General features: G+C 58.4%; 19 protein-coding genes and 6 tRNA genes. 12 read left to right on the plus strand and 13 right to left on the minus strand.

The features are described from left to right. Nucleotides 1-98: 98 nt before the first annotated feature. From KQI82_RS12990 to KQI82_RS13015, 6 genes are all read right to left on the minus strand, one after another. A tRNA-Lys gene (locus KQI82_RS12990) sits at nucleotides 99-174 on the minus strand. Between the two features lie 39 nt (nucleotides 175-213). Next, nucleotides 214-288 (minus strand) — tRNA-Gln (locus KQI82_RS12995). Between the two features lie 52 nt (nucleotides 289-340). Further along, a tRNA-His gene (locus KQI82_RS13000) sits at nucleotides 341-417 on the minus strand. Between the two features lie 58 nt (nucleotides 418-475). Continuing rightward, nucleotides 476-552: transfer RNA gene (locus tag KQI82_RS13005), tRNA-Arg, on the minus strand. A 10-nt stretch (nucleotides 553-562) separates the two neighbouring features. Further along, nucleotides 563-637: transfer RNA gene (locus KQI82_RS13010), tRNA-Gly, on the minus strand. Between the two features lie 117 nt (nucleotides 638-754). After that, nucleotides 755-1,129 (minus strand): Smr/MutS family protein, encoded by a 375-nt coding sequence (locus KQI82_RS13015; RefSeq protein WP_216633151.1) that lies wholly within the window; start codon nucleotides 1,127-1,129, stop codon nucleotides 755-757. 166 nt (nucleotides 1,130-1,295) lie between these two features. Between KQI82_RS13015 and KQI82_RS13020 the strand changes: the two genes are divergently transcribed. The 11 genes from KQI82_RS13020 (at nucleotide 1,296) to KQI82_RS13070 (ending at nucleotide 11,187) form a co-directional block, all read left to right on the plus strand. Then, a tRNA-Ser gene (locus KQI82_RS13020) sits at nucleotides 1,296-1,384 on the plus strand. A 366-nt stretch (nucleotides 1,385-1,750) separates the two neighbouring features. Next, the gene (locus KQI82_RS13025) at nucleotides 1,751-2,602 is read left to right on the plus strand and encodes a helix-turn-helix transcriptional regulator (protein WP_241426870.1); all 852 of its coding nucleotides are present in this window, start codon (nucleotides 1,751-1,753) and stop codon (nucleotides 2,600-2,602) included. 58 nt (nucleotides 2,603-2,660) lie between these two features. Continuing rightward, complete coding sequence (locus tag KQI82_RS13030) at nucleotides 2,661-2,921, plus strand: zinc ribbon domain-containing protein (RefSeq protein ID WP_216633152.1); 261 nt, start codon at nucleotides 2,661-2,663, stop codon at nucleotides 2,919-2,921. Nucleotides 2,922-2,952: 31 nt separating this feature from the next. After that, on the plus strand, nucleotides 2,953-3,378 hold the full coding sequence (locus tag KQI82_RS13035; RefSeq protein ID WP_216633153.1) for a DUF3788 domain-containing protein: 426 nt from the start codon (nucleotides 2,953-2,955) through the stop codon (nucleotides 3,376-3,378). A gap of 107 nt (nucleotides 3,379-3,485) precedes the next feature. Further along, nucleotides 3,486-4,139 (plus strand): superoxide dismutase, encoded by a 654-nt coding sequence (locus tag KQI82_RS13040; protein WP_216633154.1) that lies wholly within the window; start codon nucleotides 3,486-3,488, stop codon nucleotides 4,137-4,139. 252 nt (nucleotides 4,140-4,391) lie between these two features. Next, entirely contained in the window at nucleotides 4,392-6,314 is a 1,923-nt protein-coding gene (locus KQI82_RS13045; protein ID WP_216633155.1) for a site-specific DNA-methyltransferase, read from the plus strand. 12 nt (nucleotides 6,315-6,326) lie between these two features. Continuing rightward, entirely contained in the window at nucleotides 6,327-8,645 is a 2,319-nt protein-coding gene (locus tag KQI82_RS13050; protein ID WP_216633156.1) for a DEAD/DEAH box helicase, read from the plus strand. A gap of 32 nt (nucleotides 8,646-8,677) precedes the next feature. Continuing rightward, a complete protein-coding gene (locus tag KQI82_RS13055) occupies nucleotides 8,678-8,929 on the plus strand; it encodes a hypothetical protein (RefSeq protein ID WP_338148981.1) in 252 nt (83 codons plus the stop codon). Between the two features lie 180 nt (nucleotides 8,930-9,109). Further along, the gene (locus KQI82_RS13060) at nucleotides 9,110-9,748 is read left to right on the plus strand and encodes a nucleotidyltransferase domain-containing protein (RefSeq protein ID WP_216633158.1); all 639 of its coding nucleotides are present in this window, start codon (nucleotides 9,110-9,112) and stop codon (nucleotides 9,746-9,748) included. Nucleotides 9,749-9,780: 32 nt separating this feature from the next. Then, on the plus strand, nucleotides 9,781-10,314 hold the full coding sequence (locus KQI82_RS13065; RefSeq protein WP_338148982.1) for a VOC family protein: 534 nt from the start codon (nucleotides 9,781-9,783) through the stop codon (nucleotides 10,312-10,314). 3 nt (nucleotides 10,315-10,317) lie between these two features. Continuing rightward, nucleotides 10,318-11,187 (plus strand): SPL family radical SAM protein, encoded by an 870-nt coding sequence (locus KQI82_RS13070; RefSeq protein WP_216633159.1) that lies wholly within the window; start codon nucleotides 10,318-10,320, stop codon nucleotides 11,185-11,187. A gap of 57 nt (nucleotides 11,188-11,244) precedes the next feature. Here KQI82_RS13070 and KQI82_RS13075 read toward each other — a convergent pair whose 3' ends face one another. From KQI82_RS13075 to KQI82_RS13095, 5 genes are all read right to left on the minus strand, one after another. Beyond that, on the minus strand, nucleotides 11,245-14,682 hold the full coding sequence (locus KQI82_RS13075) for a diguanylate cyclase domain-containing protein (protein WP_216633160.1): 3,438 nt from the start codon (nucleotides 14,680-14,682) through the stop codon (nucleotides 11,245-11,247). 174 nt (nucleotides 14,683-14,856) lie between these two features. Beyond that, nucleotides 14,857-15,846, minus strand: coding sequence for a diguanylate cyclase domain-containing protein (locus KQI82_RS13080; protein ID WP_216633161.1), 990 nt, complete (start codon nucleotides 15,844-15,846; stop codon nucleotides 14,857-14,859). 135 nt (nucleotides 15,847-15,981) lie between these two features. After that, entirely contained in the window at nucleotides 15,982-16,632 is a 651-nt protein-coding gene (locus KQI82_RS13085) for an HAD family hydrolase (RefSeq protein ID WP_216633162.1), read from the minus strand. Between the two features lie 117 nt (nucleotides 16,633-16,749). After that, nucleotides 16,750-18,570 (minus strand): CvpA family protein, encoded by a 1,821-nt coding sequence (locus KQI82_RS13090; protein ID WP_241426713.1) that lies wholly within the window; start codon nucleotides 18,568-18,570, stop codon nucleotides 16,750-16,752. A 201-nt stretch (nucleotides 18,571-18,771) separates the two neighbouring features. Next, on the minus strand, nucleotides 18,772-19,998 hold the full coding sequence (locus tag KQI82_RS13095; protein ID WP_216633163.1) for a cation:proton antiporter: 1,227 nt from the start codon (nucleotides 19,996-19,998) through the stop codon (nucleotides 18,772-18,774). Between the two features lie 141 nt (nucleotides 19,999-20,139). Between KQI82_RS13095 and KQI82_RS13100 the strand changes: the two genes are divergently transcribed. Continuing rightward, nucleotides 20,140-21,039 (plus strand): LysR family transcriptional regulator, encoded by a 900-nt coding sequence (locus KQI82_RS13100; protein WP_216633164.1) that lies wholly within the window; start codon nucleotides 20,140-20,142, stop codon nucleotides 21,037-21,039. A gap of 56 nt (nucleotides 21,040-21,095) precedes the next feature. Here the strand turns inward: KQI82_RS13100 and KQI82_RS13105 are convergent, their stop codons facing one another. Together KQI82_RS13105 and KQI82_RS13110 are read right to left on the minus strand one after the other, a co-directional pair. Beyond that, nucleotides 21,096-23,534 carry an ATP-dependent Clp protease ATP-binding subunit gene (locus tag KQI82_RS13105; RefSeq protein WP_216633165.1) on the minus strand — a complete coding sequence of 813 codons (2,439 nt, stop codon included), beginning with the start codon at nucleotides 23,532-23,534 and terminating at the stop codon, nucleotides 21,096-21,098. 49 nt (nucleotides 23,535-23,583) lie between these two features. Next, nucleotides 23,584-24,054 carry a UvrB/UvrC motif-containing protein gene (locus KQI82_RS13110; RefSeq protein ID WP_216633166.1) on the minus strand — a complete coding sequence of 157 codons (471 nt, stop codon included), beginning with the start codon at nucleotides 24,052-24,054 and terminating at the stop codon, nucleotides 23,584-23,586. Nucleotides 24,055-24,058: the final 4 nt, after the last annotated feature.

Raw genomic sequence — 24,058 nt, forward strand, 5'->3', positions numbered from 1 at the left:
GATAGGAGTTGAACGCTTTCGCGCAACAACTTATCGGACCTTCCAATTCATACAAAAAAAGCCTCAGGCTGTCATTGGACAACCTGAGGCTTTTTCGATGGTGACCCAGCGGAGACTCGAACTCCGGACCCATTGCTTAAAAGGCAATTGCTCTGCCAACTGAGCTACTGGGTCATCTCTTGACGCATCTGAAAACGCTTCCTGAAAAGGTATTGGCTGGGATGGCTGGATTCGAACCAGCGAGTGAGGGAGTCAAAGTCCCTTGCCTTACCACTTGGCTACACCCCAATATGAGGAGTGAGCAGGGGACCGGGATTTCTCCCGATCCCCATTCTCGGTCTGGGGTGGGTAAAGGGACTCGAACCCTCGACACCCGGAACCACAATCCGGTGCTCTAACCAACTGAGCTACACCCACCACATATACGAAATTTCACACGGGAAGCGGCTGATTGATCTATATTCCAGAGAGGAAATGGTACGCCAGAAGGGATTCGAACCCCTGGCCTACTGCTTAGAAGGCAGTTGCTCTATCCAACTGAGCTACTGGCGCAAATGGAATTTGGAGCAGGTGACGAGAATCGAACTCGCATCCCCAGCTTGGAAGGCTGGTGCCCTGACCATTGTGCTACACCTGCATGCGCCCTCCGAAGAAATCGTCAGCTTTGTAAGGATACCACGAAACAGCTTTCCTGTCAAGGAGAAATCCGATTTTTTCAGGGGTAAATTGGGAAAACACGCGCCGCACGACGACGCTATAATACAATAAAGGTCACCCCATTGTTGTAACGGTCCAAGTCCCGGTCCTGCCGCAGCTCCGCGCAGCGGAGAAAGGCATCGCGCGTGGCCGCATCAAAAATGGAGAACGTTTCACCGGGGATGTAGGCGCGGATTTCCCCTTTCCCGTACATCTCCTCCAGCCGCCGGCGGACCGCCGTCCGGATCTTTCCCCCGGTTCCGGAGGACCCGTAGCCGTGGATAACCTTCAAAATCGGCGCATGGATGGTCCTGGCTGTCTGAATCTCCAGCGTCAGCTTCCGCATGGCCTGGTCCACGTAAGGCATACCAATCTCCAGGTTGGTCTGGCGCATGGACGCCATATCGCTCATCCCCCTTTCACCTTTCTGCAAACTCCAATCTGGCCATTTTGCCCTCTGCTGTATCAAATTCAACTTGCCAGAAGGGAAAAAATGTGGCATAATACCAGAGTCGGCTCTGCTTAAAGATGTACGATTTATTGTAACAGCTCTTTTGTCCTTTTACCAGCCTCTATTCTGGGTGAAGAGAAAAAATTATGCAGCGGTATCGAAGTGGTCATAACGGGGCTGACTCGAAATCAGTTTGGGAGCAATCCCACGTGGGTTCGAATCCCACCCGCTGCGCCAGCTCAGAAACATCCCTTTTGGCACGAATCCCCGCCTGCCGGCGAGGCTTCTTAGCCGAACGGGGTGTTTCTTTGCTTTCGGGGCGGACCCACTCTGCTGGGCTCCGCCCCGATGGGGACATGGGATGCGGATATCGATTTTACCCAGTAGCGCCGCATCGGGTTAAAATCCGTCCCCATTCAAAAATCCCGTCCATGGGACAGGATTTTTTTATTTCACTCCCTTGCCGAAGGGAGCGTTTTTTATTTTCAATCCCGCCTCTTCTGCGGTCTGTGGTATACTGTACTCATATAGGACATTGGGGGGATTTTTCTGAAAAACGACCGGCTTTTCCAGATTTTATATCTGCTGCTGAACCAGGGCACGCTGAGCGCGCCGGAGCTTGCCCGCACGCTGGAGGTCTCCGTGCGCACGGTTTACCGGGACGTGGAGGCCCTCTCCATGGCGGGAGTGCCGGTGTACGCTTCCCCCGGCAAGGGCGGCGGCATCTCGCTGCTGCCCGGATATACATTTGATAAGCGGCTTCTTTCCGACGAGGAGCAGAACCAGCTTCTGTTTGCCGTTCAGAGCCTGCAGGCGGCGGACCAAACTGTGAATGTGCTGCTGGACAAGCTGGCCTCCGCCTTTCAAAAGAGCAGCCAGAACTGGATTGAAGTGGACTTCTCGCGCTGGGGGCTGCGCCGGAAAGATACCGCCCGGTTTGAGCTGCTGAAAAATGCCATATTGGGCCGGCAGGTGCTGGATTTGACCTACTGCGGCGCCTCCGGTCAGATTACCCGGCGCAGCGTCCATCCCCTGAAGCTGATCTACAAGGACAAGCACTGGTATCTGCAGGCCTTCTGCCTCCGTGCCGACGGCTTCCGGCTGTTCAAGGTGGGGCGCATCCTCAATCTTGCGCCTGTGGGCGAGGTGTTTTCCCACGATTATACAGCGGAGCTTCCGCCTGTTGAACTGGAGCCTCCGCCCGTCTCTTCCGTGCCCCTCAGGCTCCGTTTTTCTCAGAGCGCCGCCTTTCGGGTGTACGACGAATTTGACCGGGAAAGCATTGAAGTTCAGCCCGACGGCACTTTGCTGGTGGACGTCAGCTATCCCCTGGACGGCTGGGTCGTGAGCTATCTCTTTTCTTTCGGAACAGACGTGGACCTCCTGGAGCCGGCATGGCTGAGGGACCAGCTGGCCGACTATGCGGAAAAAATTGCCGCACACCACAGAACATGACAGACAGTTGTCAGCTTTTGCGTGATAGAATCGGAACATCAAACGAAAGGAGACAGCTATGGATCAGAAATTTTGTCAGAGTTGCGGAATGCCCATGGAGAATGCGCTGTATGGCACGGAGGCTGACGGCGCCAAGAGCAAAGAGTACTGCAAGTACTGTTATGAGAGGGGCCGCTTTACCTTTGAGGGCAGTATGGAGGAGATGATCGAGCTCTGCGTGCGGCCCATGGTGGAAAGCAATCCCGGCATGAGCGGCCAGCAGGCCCGGCAGATGATGGGCCGGTTTCTGCCGACCCTGAAGCGCTGGCAGGGCAGGTAGCCTGGCCCCGGCAGGCAAACAGGAGAAGCGCATGGATTGGAACACGCTCTACCCCAAAAATACTCATCCCACCCTCCCGGAGCTCTCCGCCTATGTGGACAGCCCTCTGTGGGAGCAGCTGCTTGGCCACCTGAAAACCGCATACGGAGTCGTCCCAAGGCTGGAGCACAGTGTCTGCTCCGGCGCTCCGGGATGGAATCTCAAATATAAAAAAGGCGGCCGCGCCCTCTGCACCCTTTATCCGGCCCAGGGCCGCTACACCTGCCTGGTGTCCATTGGGGGCAGGGAGTCCGTGGAGGCGGAGGCGCTGCTGTGCGCCTGCACGGACTATGTGCGGACACTCTATGAAAAAACGAGGCTCTTTCAGGGTGGGCGCTGGCTCATGATCGACGTCACCACGCCGGAGATTCTGGAGGATGTCAAGGCTCTGATCGCTCTGCGGATGAAAAAGCGGTAAGCGGCTCATTTGCGCCATGTACCGCCTCCCCAGCCCCAGCACACACAAACAACCCCCTTTGGCATAGAATGCTGTATCTATGGCCCTTGTACCAAAGGAGGTGAACAATGGACCAGTACTACCCCTTTGAAGTAGTCTCCCTTCCTTACAGTTATGTCTCCATAATGCCTTGCTGTGACGCGAATACCCTTTACTTCCACCACGACCAGTTCTATGCCAATGAGGTCTACCGGCTCAACCGTCTGGTGGAGCGGCACCGTCTGACCCATCTCTCTTTGGAGGAGCTGCTCACCCAGGATATCAACCTGCCCACCGCCCACGCAAACCGCCTGAGAGACGCAGCCGGCTCTGTTTATAACCACCAGTTCTATTTTGATGGTCTGAACGGTGCCAGCGTTGCGTCCCCCTCCGGGTTTTTGACCCAGCAGCTCTCCGCCTCCTACGGCACTGTGCCGAACTTCGTACGGCTGCTGACCGAAGCGGCCCAGAGCCTCCCCGGCTCCGGGTGGGTGTGGCTTGTGACCGAGTCCAACGGCAATCTGCACATAGCCATCACACGGGACAACGAGACCGTGGACCTCAATTTTATCAGCCCCATCTTTGTGATGGATCTCTGGGAGCACGCCTATCTTCCGGTCCACCAGTTTGACATCGCCCAGTATGTCCGTGCTTATCTCTCCCGTCTGGATTGGGAAAAGGCGGAGCAGCGCTATGCCCACGCCCAGGAAAGAAGTCAGCCGAAACAGAGCTTTTTTCAGTGATTAACGGCTCCGGGGCCACTCCCCCGGAGCCGCTTTGCGTCTTTTCTCTATCCCATCCGGGCGAGGTTTCAGTTGAAGACCGGCCGATTTTGTAGTATAGTAAAGAAGAATATTCCCGCGGTTTTTCCAACCGGCCATTCCCCGGCCGGGACAAGCCGGTCACAGCGCCGGTCAGGCGGGGCAGACTTGGCGGGTTTTATTTTGAGGCAAAATTATCAGAGGGTCCGGATACAGAACAATGGAGGATTGTACATGCTGAGCAAAGCGGAAAAAGACTATGTAATCGACCTGATCGAATCCGGGGCGGAGCTTCCCGAGGACTTCCGCTACAAGCTTTTCCCGGTGGAGCAAAAGGAGTATGAGCTGGCCTATGCCGGCAAGATGCGCAAGGAGGACCTGCTTGCAAATGACGACGGCTCCTTTCCTGTGCCTTTGCAGGTGGAGAAGGTCTTCAACGGCCCGGACCACCCCGCGCCCCGGGATGGCTGGAACAATCTGATCGTATTCGGCGATAATCTCCAGCTCCTGAAGACCATCTACAAAAATGAAGACCCCCTCATCAAAGACAGGCTCAAGGGCCAGGTCAAGCTGATCTACATCGACCCGCCGTTTGCCACCTCCGACGACTTCCAGAGCCGGGATGGGGCCAAGGCCTATACGGACAAGAAAAAGGGGTCTGAGTTCATCGAATACGTCCGTAAGCGGCTGATTTTGATGCGGGAGATTCTCTCGGATGAGGGCAGTATCTTCGTCCATCTGGACTGGAAAAAGGCCCATTACATCAAAGTGGTGTTGGATGAGGTGTTCGGCGAGACCAACTTCGTCAACGAGATCGTTTGGCATTACCCCGACAATTTCCAGGGTAATGTGCGGGGGTTTGCCAACAACCACAACGTGATCTTCTGGTACGCCAAAACCTCCCGCTATACCTCCAACAAGGTGATGATTCCCCTGGACAAAACTACCAAGCGGGATAAGCGCATCTGGTCCGCGGAAGAGAAAAAGCTGGTCTCTGCCCGGGACGATTCCGGTAAGCTGATCTACGAGGACTTTTCGGAGAAGAAGGCCGACGACGTTTGGGACATCGGCCAGAGCTCCACCACCAAGCAGAGCAGTTCGGAGTTTATCGACTACCCCACCCAGAAGCCGGAGGAGCTGCTGCGCCGCATCGTGCTGGCCGCCTCTGACGAGGGCGACATTGTGCTTGACTGCTTTGCCGGCTCCGGCACCTTGGCGGCCGTGGCGGAAAAGCTGAACCGCCGGTGGGTGCTGTGCGACATCGGCAAGCTCTCCCACTTCACCTGCCAGCGGCGGATTCTGGAGATTGGAAAGTCCAGGAGCCTGACCAGTCACGCCAAGACTACGCCGCCCTATAAGCATCCGGCCCGCAGCTTCCTCACCTGCTCCTTAGGCGCCTATGACCTGAAGGCGGCGCTGGACATGGAGTTCGGCAAGTACAAGGAGTTTGTATCGGGCCTTTTCAACATCGACTTAAAGCCGCACCGGATCGGCGGATATGCCTTTGACGGGAAAAAAGACGGCGACCCGGTGGTCATCTTTGACTATAACCAGTACAGCGACTCCAACATTGACGACGCCTTTTTGGAAAACATCAGCAGCCACTTAGGCGGCAGAATGGGCGGGAGCCGGGTCTACATTGTCGCCCCCTCCACCCACCTGGACTACATCACCGACTACGAGGAGGTGGACGGCGTCCGGTACTACTTCCTCAAAATCCCCTACCAGACCATCCGGGAGCTGCACCAGAAGGAGTTTCGGAAATTCCGCCAGCCCCGCTCCAAAACCGCCGTCAACGCCGTGGACGAGTCCATCGGATTTTCCTTCAACCGCACGCCATCCGCGGAGCGTGACATCACGGTGACGGAGGATCAGATCACCATTGCCATCCGCTCCTTTTCCTCCGATGAGCCCCGCTCCGCCAAAACCGACGAGGAAAAAGCTCTTTCCGGCTTTGATCTGCTCTCGGCCGTGTTCATCGACAAGCGCTACAACGGCAGCGAGTTCATTATGACGGACTCTGTTTTCCCCGACGAGATGGAGCGCGGGGGCGATCAGCTTCTGATCCGCCTCAGCCGGTCCGGCGCCGGGGCGCGCATGATGATCGTCTACACGGATATCTTCGGCAACGATCTTTCTGAGAGCGTTGCGCTGTAAGGAAGGAACGCAATGAAAGAAGTGAAATCCTTTAAACAGTCGGAGCTGGTCCTGCGGGTCCGCACCGTCTATGATACCACCAGGCTGGACCTGGATGCCTGGCTCCCCTTTATCCGGCGGCTGTGCAGCAACCGCCCCTATCAGGAGGAGGCCATCCGGCTGGCCATCCTCTACCTGGCCACAGGCAGCTACGGCTCCTTAGGCGATCTGGCCCGGGAGAACTTCCGCGTCAACACCTGCATTCAGGAAAAGTATCTCTCCCTGAATGACTTCCTGGATTCGCTCCAGATGCGGGACAAGCTCTACGCCACCATCGACCTGGCCACGGGCACCGGAAAATCCTATGTGATGTATGGAATCGCCCAGATCGCCCTGGGATTGGGGCTGGTGGACCGGGTGCTGGTGCTGTGCCCCTCCCTGACTATTGAATCCGCTCTGACGGAGAAGTTTGAAGCCCTCAGCGGCGACGAGGGGCTCAAGGCGCTGATCCCCGAGGAGGCCGTTATCAAAAACCCAAGCATTGTGTCGGCGAACGAGACCGTCAAAAAGGGGGCCCTCTGCGTGGAGAACATCCACGCCGTCTATGAGGCCACCGGCTCCTCCATCCATGACAGCTTTGCCGGCAAGGGCCGGCGCACCCTTGTTTTAAACGACGAGGCCCACCATCTCTTCAACAAGCCCTCCGGCAAAACCGCGGAAAGCACCGGCATTAAAAAGTGGAAGGCGTTCCTGCTGGATCCTCAGTACGACTTCCGCTACCTCCTTGGTTTTACCGGCACCGCCTACATTGACGACGAATACTTCCCCGACGTCATCTACCGCTACTCCCTGCGCCAGGCCATGGAGGACCGCATCATCAAGAATGTGGACTATGTCAGGGAGGACGACAGCAAAGGCGACTACGAGCGGTTCCAGAAGATCTACCAGAACCACCTGGACAATGTTCAGCTCTACCCTCTGGTCAAGCCCATCTCCATCCTTGTGACCCGGGATATCGCCCACGCCAAACGGCTCCACGAGGACTTTCTTTCCTTCCTCTCCAAGCAGGAAAACAAACCCAAAGAGGCGGTGGAGGGCAAGGTGCTGATCGTCACCTCCGCCCGGGAGCACAAGGCAAATGTCCGGAAGCTGAAATACGTGGACCAGCGCACGGATCAGACCGAGTGGATCATCTCTGTATCCATGCTGACCGAGGGCTGGGATGTGAAAAACGTCTTCCAGATCGTCCCGTGGGAGGACCGGGCGTTTAACTCCAGGCTCCTCATCGCCCAGGTGCTGGGCCGTGGCCTGCGGGTGCCTCCGGAGCAATTTCAAACCTGGCCCAGGGTCATTGTCTTCAACCACAAAGCCTGGAGCAGCAAGATCAAAAAGCTTGTGAACGAGGTGCTGGAGGTGGAGGCCCGGGTCAGCAGCGACGTGCTGAGCTCCGGCGAGCGGAGCAAGTACCACTTCACCGTCCGGAACATCGACTACTCCACCAAGCAGATCGAGGTGCCCAAAAAGAGCGATTCGGACTCCGTGGATTTCACCAGACTGCTGAGCGAGGGCATTGTCCTGGAATCCCAGTCCGTGGTGGTGGAAAAGGGCACCACTTATGAGACCGTATTTAGCGGCAGCTCCCACGAGCGCAACTATGCCATCCGAAACGTCACCTGGACCATCGGCGAGGTGGTTGACAAGCTTTACGATGAGTTCAAAATGCGGGAGTGGGAGGGCAAGACGCTGCGCTTGGGCGACGAGGAGTACACCCAAAACCGCTTGCCGCCCCGGGAGGTTATTGAGCGGATCATCCGGCTGTCCATGGAAAAGAGGGGAAACCGGGGCGATGTGCTGGTGGAGAAAAACGCCCATAAGATTCTCTCCGCCTTTACGCCGCTGCTGCGGAAAAAGTCCAAATCCGTGGTCTCCAAGTCCGTGGCCGGCAGCATCCGGGACATCTCCACCGCCAGTCTGCGCAAGCAGTCCGCCAGCGTGGGCATGCTGCGCCAGGACAGGACCGTCTACCTGACAAACAACTGGGAAAACGAGATCACCGACGAGGAGCAGCGCGCTGTGATTGATGAGGTCCTGGACGACGAGACCTTCCCCGTGTCCGCCTACCGCAGGGACATCGACTACTGCCTTTTCAAAACCCCCGTCACCACCGTGCTGGCCTATTCCAAGCCGGAGCGGCAATTTGTGGACCGTCTGCTGAAGCGGGAAAACGCGGCCCTTCTCACCGCCTGGGTCAAGTCCCGGGACCGGAACTTCTATGAGATCGAATACAGCTCTCCGGGAAATCCAAGACCAGAAAGTACTACCACGGCCAGTTCAACCCGGATTTCTTCCTGAAAACGGAACGGGACAACATTACCTACTATCTGGTGGTGGAGACCAAGATGGATCGGGACGACAGCTCGGAGAATAAGGCCAAATACCGTTACGCCCTCCAGCACTTTGAGGAGCTGAACCGGCGCATGGAGGAGTTGGGAGAGCCGGAGCGGTATATTTTCCACTTCCTCTCCCCCAACGGATACGCCGCCTTCTTCGATCACCTGCGCAGCGGAAGCCTCCTGGAGGGCCGCTTCCGCTGCGAATTGGAGAACCTGCTGGAGGTTTCCGACGAAACGGACTGATCCGATTTTGATCGATTGTCTTTGGCCCTTGATTCTTCCGGACAGCTTTCCTCTGTCAAACCAATCCATGCGGCTGTAAGGCGCCTGAATCCCCGCGCCGCTGAAGGCCGCTGAATGAACGCGTCTCCGCCGGGCGGCGCGTTCTCTCTTTTTTACCAAATCATTTAAACGGAGGTCCCCATGAAACAGTGGATCGATCAATACTGTGCCGCCGTGAAAGCCGCCTTTCCCTGTCGGATCGTCTGCATCGGCCTCCAGGGCAGCTGGGGACGGGGAGAGGCTACCGCGTCAAGCGACATTGACATGGTGCTGATTCTTGACCGCATGGATGCCGGGGACATGCTCCGCTACCGGCAGGCCGTGGCCGCCCTTCCCCGCCGGGAGCTGCTGTGCGGCTTTGTGGGCGGAAACGAGGAGCTTCTTGGCTGGGAGGCGGGAGACCTCTGCTCCCTCTATCTGGACACCACCCCCCTCTTAGGGGATTTGGCGTTCCTTCGCGGCCGGATCGACGCGGACGCCCTGCGGCGCGGCGTGCTGTCCGGGGCCTGCGCCATCTATCACGCCTGCGCCCACAATCTCATACATGCGCAGAGCGTACAGCATCTGGCCGCGGTGCAGAAATCCGCTTTTTTCACCCTCCGCCTCCACCATTGCCTGAAGACCGGACAGCTGATCCGCCGCCGAAGTCAGCTGCTTGAACTGCTCTCCCCGGAGGAGCGGCTCCTGCTTGAGACCCCGCCAGACCGGTTGGAGGAGCTCTCAGCCAGACTGATCACGTGGAGCGGCGGTCTGATCCGCTCCGCGCGCCACACGGGCTGAAGTCCATACACGCCCCCGGCAAAACCGGGAACATGCGTGCAAAAACAATCGTTTACGCCATCTCAAAAGAGAAAGGACTAACCCCCATGACCTATCAATGCACCCTCCTTGCCGTGGAGGATCTGGAAAAATCCAAGGAGTTTTACTGCGGCCTGTTGGGGATGACGGTCACCGCCGATTTCGGCGCCAATGTGACGCTTTCCAACCGTCTGACTCTTCAGACAATGGGCACGTGGCGGGAGTTCCTACGGGGCCGGGATATCCTGACCGGCCACAACGCCGGGGAGCTCTATTTTGAGGAGGAGGAGTTCGACCGCTTTCTGCTCCGCCTCCAGCCCTGTCCCAACTATGTCCATCCGCCCCACGAACACGCCTGGGGCCAGCGGGTGGTGCGCATCTATGACCCGGACCGGAATATTGTGGAGGTGGGCGAGCCTCTGTCCGCTGTGGCCCGCCGCTTTCTGGACTCCGGCATGTGTGTCGGTCAGGTCGCTGAGCGGATGGATGTGCCGCCGGACTATGTCCGCCGTCTGATCGCGCCGCTCCCGGACCGTCAGGCGGAGTAGGCTATGCACGATTTACAGGCCAAAGCCATCCTCTCAGCGGGCAACGGGATGAACCTCTACCGGGGCTGTACCCACGGCTGCATCTACTGCGACTCCCGCAGCGCATGCTATCAGATGGACCACGACTTTGAGGACGTGGCCGTGAAGCGGAACGCCCCGGAGCTGTTGGAGGCCGCGCTTCGCCGCAAGCGCAGCCGCTGCATGATCGCCACCGGCGCCATGTCCGACCCCTATCTGCCGCTGGAGAAAACGGAGCGGCTGACCCGTCGCTGCCTTGAACTGATCGACCGGTATGACTTCGGTGCCACGCTGCTCACCAAATCGGACCTGGTTCTGCGGGATCTGGACCTGCTGCGCAGCATCCAGTCCAAGACCAAATGCGTGGTTCAGATGACGCTGACCACCTGCGATGAAGCCTTGTGCAGCATCGTGGAGCCCCGCGTTTGCACCACGTCCAGGCGGGTGGAGGTTCTTTTTCGGCTGCAGGACGAGGGAATTCCCACCGTGGTGTGGCTGTGCCCCTTCCTCCCGTTTTTAAACGACACGGAGGAAAATCTCCGCGGCCTTCTGGAGCGCTGCTTTGAGGCCCGGGTGGTGGGGATCGTGTGCTTCGGCATGGGTCTCACGCTGCGCTCCGGAAACCGGGAGTACTTTTACAGCAGGCTGGACGCCGACTTTCCCGGTCTGCGGCAGCGCTATGAACGCGCCTTCGGCAACAGCTATTTCTGCCCCAGTCCCCGCCACGACCCTTTGATGCGGCTTTTCCACGCGGAGTGCGCTGTACGCGGCGTGCTCCACACACCGCAGAGCGTCTTTCAATACCTCCGCCGCTTTGAGGATAAGCGGGAGCAATCCCAGACGCGGCTTTTTTGAGTCTGATTTCCACCCGGCAAAAAAGAGGGAGGACAAAGTCCTCCCTCTTTTTCATATTTATTTTTTCTCCCGCTCGCCCAGGCGGTCCATGGCCCGCTTGCGCATCAGAAACACATACAGCAGTTTGGACAAAAACGCCAGCATATTGATCTGCTCCTGGGTCCAGAGCCGGTGTAGGGCGCAGTCGTCAAACCCCACAAATCCGCGGAATTCTCCGTTTTCAATAACGGCGCACTGCAGCACGGAGAAAACACCCTGTCTCCCCAGCTCCTCCCGCTGGCCCTTCGGCAGCTTCTTGATATCCGGACAGTAAAACACGCCGCCCTCGGTGAAGTTGTCCCGATAGTCTGAATCCCCCTCCACATAGGGGTAGTTTTGCAGCTGTTCCTTCTCCGGGTGGATTCCCTCGTTGCACCATTCATATGTATTGCAGCAGTGGAGCCCATCGCCGATACTATCAAAAATATACACCCTGCTCACATTAAACGTCCGGCCCACCGTCTCAAGGATGGAATTCACCGCACCGTCCAAGTCGGCGGCGTTGTACAGCTTCTCAAACGCGCCTGAGATCAGGCGGTCCAGGTTGACGCCGGAGTATCCCTCCGAATCGATGCGGGTGCGGGCCGCCAGAGGCTCATGGACGCCAGGCCATGTCGGCATGGCGTCGCTGTATTCCTGCCAGCAGTTTTTCCCCGCGGCCTTTGCTCGGTAAAGCGCCTGATCGGCATGGCCGAAAAGTGTGTCAAAGTCCTCGCCGTCTCCGGGAAAATAGGCGATTCCAATGCTGTAGGACAGCCGGACATCCCTGGTCTCCTCCTGCATCAGGGAACGGATGGAATCGATGATCTTCTGGGCCCGGGTCTGGGCCACCTCCTTGGAGGGAAGGGAGGGCATAAAGGCCAAAAATTCGTCTCCGCCGATGCGGGCCAGCACATCTCCCTCCCGGAACAGCCCTGTGACCCGCTCGGCCATCCGGGCCAGCACCGCATCGCCGAACATGTGGCCAAACCGGTCGTTGACCTGCTTAAAATCGTCCACATCGATGATCAGCATGGCCGAGCTGTCCGTGGGCTCGCTGTGGTCAATGCACCACTCCACCCGTTTGCGGCCGGCCTCTTTGTTGTAGAGCTTGGTCAGCGTGTCCCGTTCCGCCCGGTCCATCAGCTTTTGGGTTGCCCGCTTCTCATTGTCGATATCGGTCAGAACGCCCACCACCTTGACCGGGTGATGCTTGGCATCCAGCTGTGTGGTGGCCCGAACCCGGCACCAGCGGTACCGTCCGTTGGCCTCGGCAAAGCGCAGCTCCGCCTGAATGTACCCCTCTCCGGAACAGGCCGCCTGAACCAGATTGGATATCTGCTGGGCGTCGTCGGGGTGGATGTGGGAGACCACAGGCAGCATTCGGCTGGCGTCCCGGGTGATGGGCTGGTAGCCAAAGCGCTTCTCCCAGTTGGAGGAGACCATCAGGCTGTCGGTGGCCACATCCCATTCAAAGATGATGTCGTTGCTCTGGTTGAGAATGATCTCATGGCGCTCCAGCGAAAGCCTCAGCTCCTCCTGGTACTGCTTGGATTTGGTGATGTCCAGCAAGATGGAGTAAAAGCATTCATTGCCATCCTCGTCCACCGCAAGCAGGCAGTGGTCCAAAACCCAGATCAGCGACCCGTCCTTCCGCACCAGCCGGTATTCGCCCTTATAGACCCTGCCGCTGTTGAGCTGCCCTTTCACCTGGGCGGCCATGGGTTCCCGGTCAGGCTCGTACAACAGCTCCATGTAGCGGTTATGGAACCGGTCCGCAAGCTCCTCATTCGTATATCCCACCAGATCCAAGAGCCCCTGGTTGAAGTGGAGCAGCGTGAACCACTTGTCATTTTCACACTGGTAGATGCCCTCCAGCAGGGAGTCGTAGATCTGATTCTGGGTGAATCTTATCTGGGTGTGGTCGCTCCGGCTTCCTTCCGCCCTGCGCCAGATAATCAGTCCCTTGCGCTGACGGGGGCTGTTCAGGTCCACCCGGACCAGCGTCGCCTCATACCAGTCGTAGCTCCCGGTGAGGCGGTTGAAAACCCGGTACTTTCTGGTCCGTTTCATTCTCCCCTCTGTAAAGAACTCCCGGCCATAGGGCCCAAGAATCTCCAGCACCATATCCCGGTCGTCGGGGTGTACCGCCGATTGGGCAAAGGCGCTGATGGAATCCTCAAACTGGGCGCCGGAGCGCAGTGAGGCAAAACTGTCGTCCGCAAGATACACCACATGATAGACGCCTGTGTTGAAATCCACCTCCATCACCGTGGACCCAAGATACCGCAGCAGGGAAAAATACTTCAGCTGCCCCTGCTCCAGCGTGTTGATCTCCGTGGTGAACTGATGTCCCTTCGGCGAGGCCATCATACCCCCCGAGGTCTCGGCGGGCCGGCCGTCGGCATATTCCCGGGAAAGCCGGGCAAAGGCGGCCTGGGCATTTTTAAAGCATTCCAGCAGACGCGGCGAAAACGCGCCGCATTCGCCGTTGATGATCATGGTAAAGGCCTGGGCCGGGGGAATGGCCTTTTTATAGACCCGGTCCGTGGTCAGCGCGTCATAGCAGTCGGCAATAGCCACCACCTGAGCACAGATGGGGATGCTGTCGCCCTTCAGCCCGTCCGGATAGCCCCTGCCGTCCCAGCGCTCATGGTGGTAGCGGCAGATGTTGTAGGCGTACCTGAGGTATTCCCTGTCCTGCATCCGGTCCAGACCGGCCAGAATCTCGCAGCCTTTGGTGGTGTGGGTCTTCATCACCTCGAACTCCTCCGGACTCAGGCGGCCCGGCTTATTCAAAATTGAATCCGGAATGGCGATCTTCCCGATGTCGTGCATGGAGGCCGCGTCGGCAATGATGGCGATCTCCCGGTCATGGAGATCATATTCCTGATAGCTTCTGGCCACGTCCTCCAACAGAATTTTGGTGAAAAGGCGAATCCGGCGGATGTGCTGCCCGGACTCCAGGCTGCGGGACTCAATGACGGAGGACATGGCGTCGATGAGCACGGAATTGGCCTGGCGCAGCCGGACGGACTGCTCTTCCACAAGCTCCTCAAGCTGCAGCTTATGGCGGCACAGCTCCACCACGTTGTTGACCCGGCGCCGGACTACATGGATTTCAAATGGCTTGCGGATGATGTCGGAAGCCCCCAGGTCAAAGGAGTGCACCTCGCTTTCAGGCCGCTCCTCCGAGGTGATGACAACCACGGGAATCCGGGAGATCAAATTACTGCGATTCATCTCCTCCATCACCTGATAGCCGTCCTTGATAGGCATCACAAGGTCCAGCAGCACCGCGGTGATCTGCTGCTGATACTGCCGCAGAAGCAGCAGCGCCCGCTCCCCGTTCTCCGCCTCCAGAATATTATACTCATCCTCAAACATGCCGCGCAAAATGGCGCGGTTGATCTCCATATCGTCCACAATCAAAAGCGTGTCCCGTTTGGCCATGGTCAATCCACCTCTTCTTCTCATTGCGGGAGCACTATCTTACCCGGCATGTTTTCAGATCAATGATCTTTTTCATTGTACCGCATCTTCCTGTAAAACACAATCGTCTCCAACAATTTCCATACAGTCTTTTCCAATTTTTTACGCATTTCAAAAAAAGTCCCGGCGCCGCAGCGCCGGGACGCAAAACTCTTCCGTTTATTTTCCACCCTGACGCGGCCGCATGGGGTAGCAGTGATGCAGGAGACTGCCTGACCAGAGGTCCAGAGTCCGGTAAAACGCATCGGATATCCGCTCGGCAATCCGCTCCGCCTGCTCCGGGTCGGAGTCCGAAACCATGACCAAAAACTGGCAGCTTGTATACTGTGTAAACACGTCCCCGGCCCGCAGAGAGCTCTGAATGCCCTCCTGCAGCACACGCATCTGTGCCTCCCGCTGGTGCAGGTCGGGAAATTCACCCTTCCCGTCGGTGAGGGTGAACAGCAGGATGCAAACAGGCATATTGACCCGCCGCATCCGCCGCTCCACAAACCGGTAGATGCTTTTGAAGGTTTCATAGTCCTGGCAGTAGGCGCCGGGGATCGTCTCCTGCTCGGACAGCTCCTCCCGGATTCGCTCCATGTCGATGGCTATTCCCTTTTTGATCATACCCTTATGCTCCTGTACAGAAAGAGTGGGAAGTCGCTTTCTGGACCGCTTCTTCTCCAGAAGGATTTGGTCCGCCCGGTCAAACAGCGTCTGATAATCGTCTCCCTGCTCCGCCAGCGCGCCGGCCACCGTCACAGAGAGCTGGAACTCCTGGCCGTCCAGCTCCACAAACCGGAGCCGGTCCCGGATCTGGACGCAGCGCTCCTCCACAAACCGCTCCTCCTGCCCAATGGGCATGAAGATCACAAACTCGTCTCCGCCCACACGCCCCAAAATATCGGTTCGAAACACCATGGTTCTCAGCTTCTCTGCGATTTTTTCCAGCAGCCGGTCTCCCGTGATGTGGCCGTACCGGTCGTTCACCTGCTTGAACCGGTCCACATCCAGCATCAGCAAAACGCCGGTCTGGCGGCTGGATAAAAGTCCATCCACGCACTCCTCGGTATACCCCCGGTTGCAGATTCCGGTCAGCCAGTCCAGGTGGGCCAACTGCTCCAGGCGTTCATTCTCCTGTTTGAGTTTTGAAAGCTCCTGCTGCATACTGTCCCTCCTTATCATCCGGCGCCGCACCCTAAATCTCTTCTTTTATTTTATTGCACGATTCGTCATTTGGCAAGGTCTTTGAGGAAAAATCTTACACTCCGCTTCAACCATTCTCTCCCATAGGCGCCGCCCCTACCGGGTGAGTTCTTTCAGAAGCATCTGCGGGTCGTCCACCAGCGCCGCCGGATGAAGGGCCTCTATCTCCCGCCGGTCCCGGAAGCCCCAGGACACCAGGATGCAGGGCAGCTCCGCATTCTGCGCAGTCTGAAAGTCCACCTCCGAATCTCCTACGTATACCGTTCGATCCCTTGCGGCGCCCAGAGCCTTCATGGCTGACTCCGCCATATCCGGCGCCGGCTTACGCCGCAGCCCCTCCTGCTGCCCCACACATACGGAGAGACAGGGGAAAAACCGCCTGCCCAACTCCTCCACAGCCTCATGGTTCTTGTTGGAAACCACCGCCATGCGCAGCCCACGCTCTTTCAGCTCCCGCAGCAGCTCTTCCACCCCGGGATAGGGTCGGGTCTTCTGCTCACAGTGGGCTGTATAATAGACGCGGAACTCCTCGAACATCTCCTTGAATCTTGGGTGCTCCGCCCCTCCGGGCACCGCCAGCTCCATCAGGCGCCGGATACCGTTCCCAAGAAAAGGGCGGATCTCCGCCCCCTCCCAGGTGGGGCAGCCATAGCGTTCAAGGATGAAGTTGACGCTGTCTCTTAAATCGTCCAGTGTATTTAAAAGTGTGCCGTCCAGGTCGAACAGCACGGTATCGTATGCGCTCATATGCTCCTCCTCCTCTTTTTTACCTTCTTTTATCCTACCATTGCCCCGCCGGCAGCGCAAGCCTTCTTTCCGTTCAAAAAAAGACGCCGCCCAATTGGGCGGCGTCTTTTTTGACTGTTAAGGGGTCGGCGTCCCCTCTCCGGCGCCCTGACTGCCGGAGGGTTCCCCGCTCGCCCCGTATACCTTCGCAATCTGGGTAGCCTTGTAGATGGTGCAGCGGGGCTCTCCGTCATGGGTAAGAAGCTCCACAGGCTCCTGAATCCGGTCGTAGTAAAGCAGCACCCCATCGCCCGTCTGCAGGAACGCCGCCGTGGGGTCGTCGGCCATGCTGATCTGGAAGTAGACCTGCCCCTCGCCCTCTGCCTCACCCGCGCCGATAAAGTAGTTGGTGCTGCCGTCGATGACCGCGGTGCGGATGTCGGCGATCTCAAACTCCGTCGGCCCGAAATCCTCTTCCCCGGCGGAAATATTGGCGTCCTCTTTTTCAATGAGGTTGTTGTTTGCCAGCATCTGGCGGTAGTTGATCTCGCAGTCCGCCACCGTCTGGCCCGTGGCCACAATCTGGTACTGCTCCACGTTGACCATGGCGTACATCTTCACCAAGCCCGCCGCATCCTTCAACGCCATAAAGTAAGTGGGCTGTTCGGCGATATTCAGCAGCAGCGGGAAGGTGGCGTTATAGGACATCTGCTGGACCTGGCCCTCGGCGGAGCGCATGGCGGACTCCTCGGTGGCGCCGGCCACGGAGTAGAAGCTGGTCTCCTTGGTCCGCTGGTTGCTCAGCAAAAAGCCGATGTTGGACTGGTCCGAGGTGACGGACGTCACGCCGGTGTACATATAGACGTCGTCACCGATGGCAATATAGTTGTATCCGTCCGTGGTGATGGTGACGTCCCGCTGGCCGAAGATGGAGTTGAAAAAGCCATTGTGATACTGGCCGTAGTAGTCGTACTGCTGCATGATGAGCTCGGCCACATAGACCTGGTCCACCCAAGAGGGAACCTCCTCATAATACTGACTCTCTCCGGTGACCGCATTGACCAGCACAGCACCCTTGATGTCCGTTCCGCCGAACAGCCCGATGCTCTTCACCATCCGGGGGCAGACCCACCAGGGCATCCCCTCCTCGTCGATCTCAAAGACGGGCTCGGCAAACATGAACGTGGGATAGCCGAAGCGCAGGTGGCGGTACAGGTTGCGGCCAAGGTGCTCGGCCGTGGTGAACTTCATGCCCTCGTTCAGGCGCACCACCTCCACGTCCTGGCTCACCATGTCCACAATGAGATAGGCGGGCAGGCCATCGGACCGGTTGGTAAACCACTTGATGAGGTCCGCATACCCCAGGGAGGTCACCCGGACGGGACGGCCCTGGTAGTTGATCTGGGTGTAGTTGGGCAGCACCTCAAACTGGGAGACCATGTCGGCTAACTCGCCTAACTTCCGCGCGCCCAGGCGGGCGGCGGAATCCCGGTCCACCATGGGGATCTGCCCATAGGATATCTCATCCACCTCCGCGGTAAAGTCCCCCGTTTCAATGGGCAGCAGCTCACTGTAGCTTGAGGCCCGGAACACCACCCAGGAACTCAGCGCGCCCACGGCAACGGTGGCCACCAGGACGATGAGCACCAGGAAGGGCACTGTACACTGTTTTTTGACAAAGCTGAAATACCCCCTTGCCCCCTCCCCCTGGAAGCCGGAGGTAAAGAGTGCCGAGCCCACATACACCGCGCACAGCAGCAGCACAAAGGTGTAGAACTCCTCCGCGTGGAGGTTCAGGGCCGGCAGGCGCAGGTAGAAGTAGACCGCTCCCACCACCAGCGTCACCGCGATGTTGATGAGCACGCGGGTAAACTTGTTGCCGATGGCCTTGCGGGGCTTGCGCTCTTTAGGCGGCGGCGGTGTAAAGCCCTGGCCATCCGGGCCGAATCCACCGTTCATATTGCCGAAATGAAAGTCAAAAGGCATTATTTTATTCCTTTCTATCTGAAATCCAGTCAGGTATTGCTGAGTAGTATACGCTATTTTTCCCAAAAACACAAGGCATTTGCGCAAACCTTAATCCTATCTTCATAGAATGGATGGAAAAGACACGAAATGCCGCCGGAGAGAATGACTCCGGCGGCTTCGCTTTTCACTTTTTCACACCGCTTTTTTTAGGCTGGCCTCTTTCTTTTCCTGGGTCGGAATGGCTCCGGAGCGGAACAGCGCCAACTTGGCGCAGCCCGGCCCGATGAGCTCATAGAGCACCGAGGAGGCCAAAATTACTGTCAGCAGCAAATCGCCGATGCCCTCCGGCAGCACCCGCTTGCCCAAAAACGCAAGGCCGATGGCAACGCCGGCCTGGGGGATCAGGGCAAAGCCCAGCCAGTCCCGGGTGCGGCGGTCCGTGCCGATGCAGCGGCACCCCAGATAGGCGCCCAGGTACTTTCCGACGATACGGATGACAAAGTAGCCCAATCCCGCAAGACCCACGGTCTTGAGCGCCATGACGTCCAGATTCATGCCGGAGACAATGAAAAACAGGCTGAGCACCGGCGGCGTAAACTCATCCACCTGGGCGTAGAGATCCTGCTGTCCGGTACGGTTGATGTAGACCGCGCTGCACACCATGCACGCCAGCAGCGGGGATACGTCGATCAGCGCGCACACGCCGCACAGGGTCAAAAGCACCGCGATGGTCAAAATCAGCCGGTTTCCGCGGCTGCGTCTGGAGGTCAGAAGCACCGTGAGCAAAAATCCCAGCGCCGCGCCCATAGCCAGCGCCGCTATGTTCCAAAAAACAGGCAGCAGCGCCGAGCGCAATGACACTCCCGCGCCCTCCATGGCGTCCACCACGGCGGAGGCCGCGCTGAAGGTCAAAAGGCATACGCCGTCGTCCAGAGCCACCACTGCCAGAAGCAGGTGGACAAAAGGCCCGTCAGCCCGGTATTGGCGGATGGTCATCAGCGTGCTGGCCGGCGCCGTGGCCGTGGCAATGGCCCCCAGCAGCAGGGAAAGCGCCACATCCTGGTGGAACAAAAAGCGCATGGCCAGCGCTACCATTGCCCCGGGCAGCAGGGATTCCAGGAGCGTCACAAGGATCAGTCCCTTGCCCATCTCCCGCAGCGTTTCCCGGCGGAAGTACTGCCCCACTCCGAAGGCGATGAAGGCCAGCGCCACGTCGCTGACAAAATCCATATGTTCGATGATCTCCGGCGGCACCAGGCCCAACAGATCCGGTCCGATGAGAATGCCCGCCAGAATGTAGCCGGTCACGTCCGGCAGCTTCAGTTTCTTGGTCAGTCGGGTCAGGGCAAAGCCGGAGAGCAGAATGAGGGCCAGGCTCAGCAAAATATCAGCCGGCTGCCGCATCACGATGTTTCCCATTTCTACTCCTCCTTGATCGCAGATTGATTTTTGTTCCGCGTTGTAGTATGATCTCTATACTTCAATATAGCCGCAATTACCCACAAGTCAAATTATGAAATATTCATTCTGCATAAATTTTTCTAATAAGGAGTGAGCCGCATGATCGATTCCAAGCTCTATACGCTGCTGCGCGTATGCGAAACCGGCAGCTTTACCAAGGCCGCGGAGCAGCTGTCTCTGACCCAGCCCGCCGTCAGCCAGCACATTCGCCAGCTGGAACAGGAATTGGGCGTAAAACTGTTCCATCGGGGCGGCGGCTCACTAAAATTGACAGCTGAGGGCGAAATTGCCATCCGATATGCAAAGCGGATGATCGCCCTGGTACACAACCTTCAGCGGGATATTCAGGATGAAAAGCAGCAGCTGACCCGGATTGTGGTGGGCCTGACCCACACCTCGGAGAGCAATCCGGTGGCCGAAGCGCTGGCCAAATACTGCAGCGAAAACCATGATGTAAAAATAATGCTTATTACTGACACCATAAAAAATCTTTATGCAAAACTGCGCACCTATGAGATCGACCTGGCCATTGTGGAGGGTCCTCTGGCGGAACCGGGCTACAATTCCCTGCTGTTGGATACGGACAGTCTGGTGCTGATCGTGCCCAACAGCCACTCGCTGGCCAAGCAGGGGATCGTGACCGTTGAGGAGCTGAAAAACCAGCGGTTGATCCTGCGTCTGCCAAGCTCCGGCACGCAGAACCTTTTCCTCTCCCACCTTGAGAGTCGGGGCATCTCCATCGAGGAGTTCAACGTGGTGCTGGAGGTGGACAACATCGCCACCATCAAGGACCTGATCCGTCGGGGCTACGGCGTGTCCATCCTGGCCAAGAGCGCGTGTCTTGACGAGCTGAAAAAGGGAAAGCTCACCGCGCTGCCGGTGGAGAACCTGAGCATGATGCGGGAGATCAACATGGTGTACCACACGGATTTCGGCCACGACGACATCCTGCGGGACATCTCCCGGATGTACAACGACGTGGCCCGCCTCTACCTGTAGCGCCGGAACAAACAAAAAAGGCGCCGCTGGAGTTTTTCCAGCGGCGCCTTTGCGTCTTATTTGCTGATGCACAGCTTGTTGTCCTCCACGCTGATGCGGGCGGTGTCGCCCTCTTTGAGGGCGCCCTCCAGCATCTGTTCGGCCACGGCGTCCTCCACCTTGCTCTGGATGCACCGGCGCAGGGGACGGGCTCCATAGACGGGGTCAAATCCCTCCTTGGCCAGCTCCGCGATGGCCTTATCGTCTGCCTCCAGGCGGATACCCATGGCCTCCATCCGCTTTGCCGTGCTCCTGAGCATACGGCGGGCAATCTCGGCGATGTCCTCCTGACTCAGACGGCGGAATACAATGGTCTCGTCGATGCGGTTGAGAAACTCGGGGCGGAATGTGCGGCGCAGCTCCTCCATCACAGCGGCCTTGACGGACTCAAACTTTTTCTCCTCCCCGGCGTCCTTCTCCGGCGCAAAGCCCAGTCTGCCGGAGTCGGCGTTGGTGATGGCCTTGGCGCCCACGTTGGAGGTCATGACGATCACCGTGTTCTTGAAATCCACGGTCCGGCCCTGGGAGTCGGTGATGCGGCCGTCCTCCAGAATCTGGAGCAGGATGTTCCACACGTCCTCGTGGGCTTTTTCGATCTCATCGAAAAGCACCACGGAATAGGGCTTTCTGCGCACCTTCTCCGTCAGCTGGCCGCCCTCCTCATAGCCCACATAGCCGGGAGGGGAGCCCACCAGGCGGGAGACGGTGTGTTTTTCCATATACTCGGACATATCGATGCGGATCATGGCCTTCTCATCGCCGAACATGGCCTCTGCTAACGTCTTGCACAGCTCCGTCTTGCCCACGCCGGTGGGGCCTAAGAACAGGAAGGAGCCAATGGGGCGCTTGGGGTCTTTCAATCCCACACGGCCCCGGCGGATGGCCCGGGCCACGGCCCGGACCGCCTCGTCCTGGCCCACCACACGCTGGTGGAGCGTCTCCTCCATCTTGAGAAGCCGCTCACCCTCGTCCTCCGTGAGACGGGTCACCGGCACGCCGGTCCACTTGGACACAACGGCGGCGATGTCCTCTTCGGTGACGGGGCGGCTGGTGTGCTGGCGGCGCTGCTTGTCCCGTTCGATCTCCATCTGCTCCTTGTAGTCCTTTTCAATGTCCCTCAGCTGAGCGGCCTTTTCAAAGTCCTGGGAGGTGACGGCCTCCTGCTTTTCCCGCTGCAAAACCGCAAGCTTCTCCTCCAGGGCCTTCAGGTCCGGCGAGACCTCCTCGCCCTTCATCCGCACCTGGGAGGCAGCCTCGTCCATCAGGTCGATGGCCTTGTCCGGCAGAAACCGGTCGTTGATATACCGGGCGGACAGGTGGACCGCGGCCTCCAGCGCCTCGTCGGTGATGGTCAGCTTGTGGTGCGCCTCATACTTGTCCCGCAGCCCCTTGAGGATTTCAACGCTGGCTTCCTGGCTCGGCTCGCCCACCTGGACGGGCTGGAAGCGGCGCTCCAGAGCCGCGTCTTTTTCAATGTATTTGCGGTATTCGTTCAGCGTGGTGGCGCCGATGACCCGGATTTCTCCCCGGCCAAGGGCGGGCTTGATGATGTTGGCAGCGTCCACGGCTCCCTCGGCGGAGCCCGCACCCACAATGGTGTGCAGCTCGTCGATGAACAATATCACGTCTCCGGAGCGCTTCACCTCGTTGAGGGTATTTTTGATGCGCTCTTCAAACTCGCCCCGGTACTTGGTGCCGGCCACCATGCCGCTGAGGTCCAGGGAGAGGATTTTCTTGTCCAACAGCTCCTCCGGCACATCGCCCACCACGATCTTCTGGGCCAGGCCCTCGGCGATGGCCGTCTTGCCCACACCCGGCTCGCCGATGAGCACGGGGTTGTTCTTGGTACGGCGGGAGAGAATCTGGATCACCCTCTGAATCTCATCGTCCCGGCCAATGACCGGGTCTAACTTGCCCTCCCGGGCGGCCGCGGTCAAATCCCGGGTGAATTCCTTCAGCGTCTTGCTCTTGCCGTCGTCCTTGGTCCGGTTGTCGGCGGAGGGCTGCTGGCTGCGGGGCGCTTCATTCAGCTTCTGCATCACAGCGGAGTAGAGCTTCCGGGGATCCACGCCCGCGGTGCGCAGGATGCGGACCGCCATGTTGCTGCCCTCCCGCAGCAGGCCCAGCAGCAGGTGCTCCGTGCCCACATAGCCGAATCCGCCCCGCATGGACTCCTCCACGGCGATCTCCACCGCCCGCTTGGCCCGGGGGGTCAGCCCCTGGGCAGGGTCGCTGCCGGGCAGGCCGGCGCCTACGCTCTTGCGGATCAGATCGCGGACCATATCCGCGGTCAGTCCAGCGTCGGTGAGACAGCGATAGGCGATGCCCTCTTCCTCCCGGATCAGGCCCAGCAGCAGATGCTCGCTGCCCACATAGCCGTGTCCTAACTCACCGGCCGCCTCCTGGGCATAGCGCAGGGCGTTTTCCGCACGGGGGGTAAATTTATTTTCATTCATTCTGATTTCACTCCTTTTTGGAAATGAGAGGGGGAGTCTCCCCCCTCTCTCAGTTTTCCTGTTCCTTGGCGCGGATCTGATCTCTCAGCTCCGCCGCCCGTTCAAAGTTCTCGCTTTCAATGGCCTTTTTCATCTCCACCCGAAGGGCGTTCAGCTCCCGCTGGCGGGACACCTGCTTCTGCTCTTCATCGGAGACGAGGTGCTCGTTCTCCTGAGAGGCGCTCTGGCCGCCGCCCAGGGCCGGCACGGAGAAGAAGTCCTGGAAAAAGCTGTCGCCCAACAGTCCGCCGAAGCCCTCGCCGAAGAAGGAATCCCTTCCGCCGGCCAGCATGGGGGTGAACATGGAGGCAAAACTCCTTTGGAACAGGTTCTGCATACCGGTGTAGCTCTCCTGGATTCTCTTGGTGTACCCCAACTTCTCCGCGCACTCCTGGCACAGGTGCTTCTCTTCCACCTTGCCGTTGATATTGCTCTTATACACAAACGTAACTTCATTCTTGCCACAATTTTCGCACTTCATAATC

The sequence above is a fragment of the Dysosmobacter acutus genome, assembly GCF_018919205.1.
Classification (GTDB): Bacteria; Bacillota; Clostridia; order Oscillospirales; family Oscillospiraceae; genus Oscillibacter; species Oscillibacter acutus.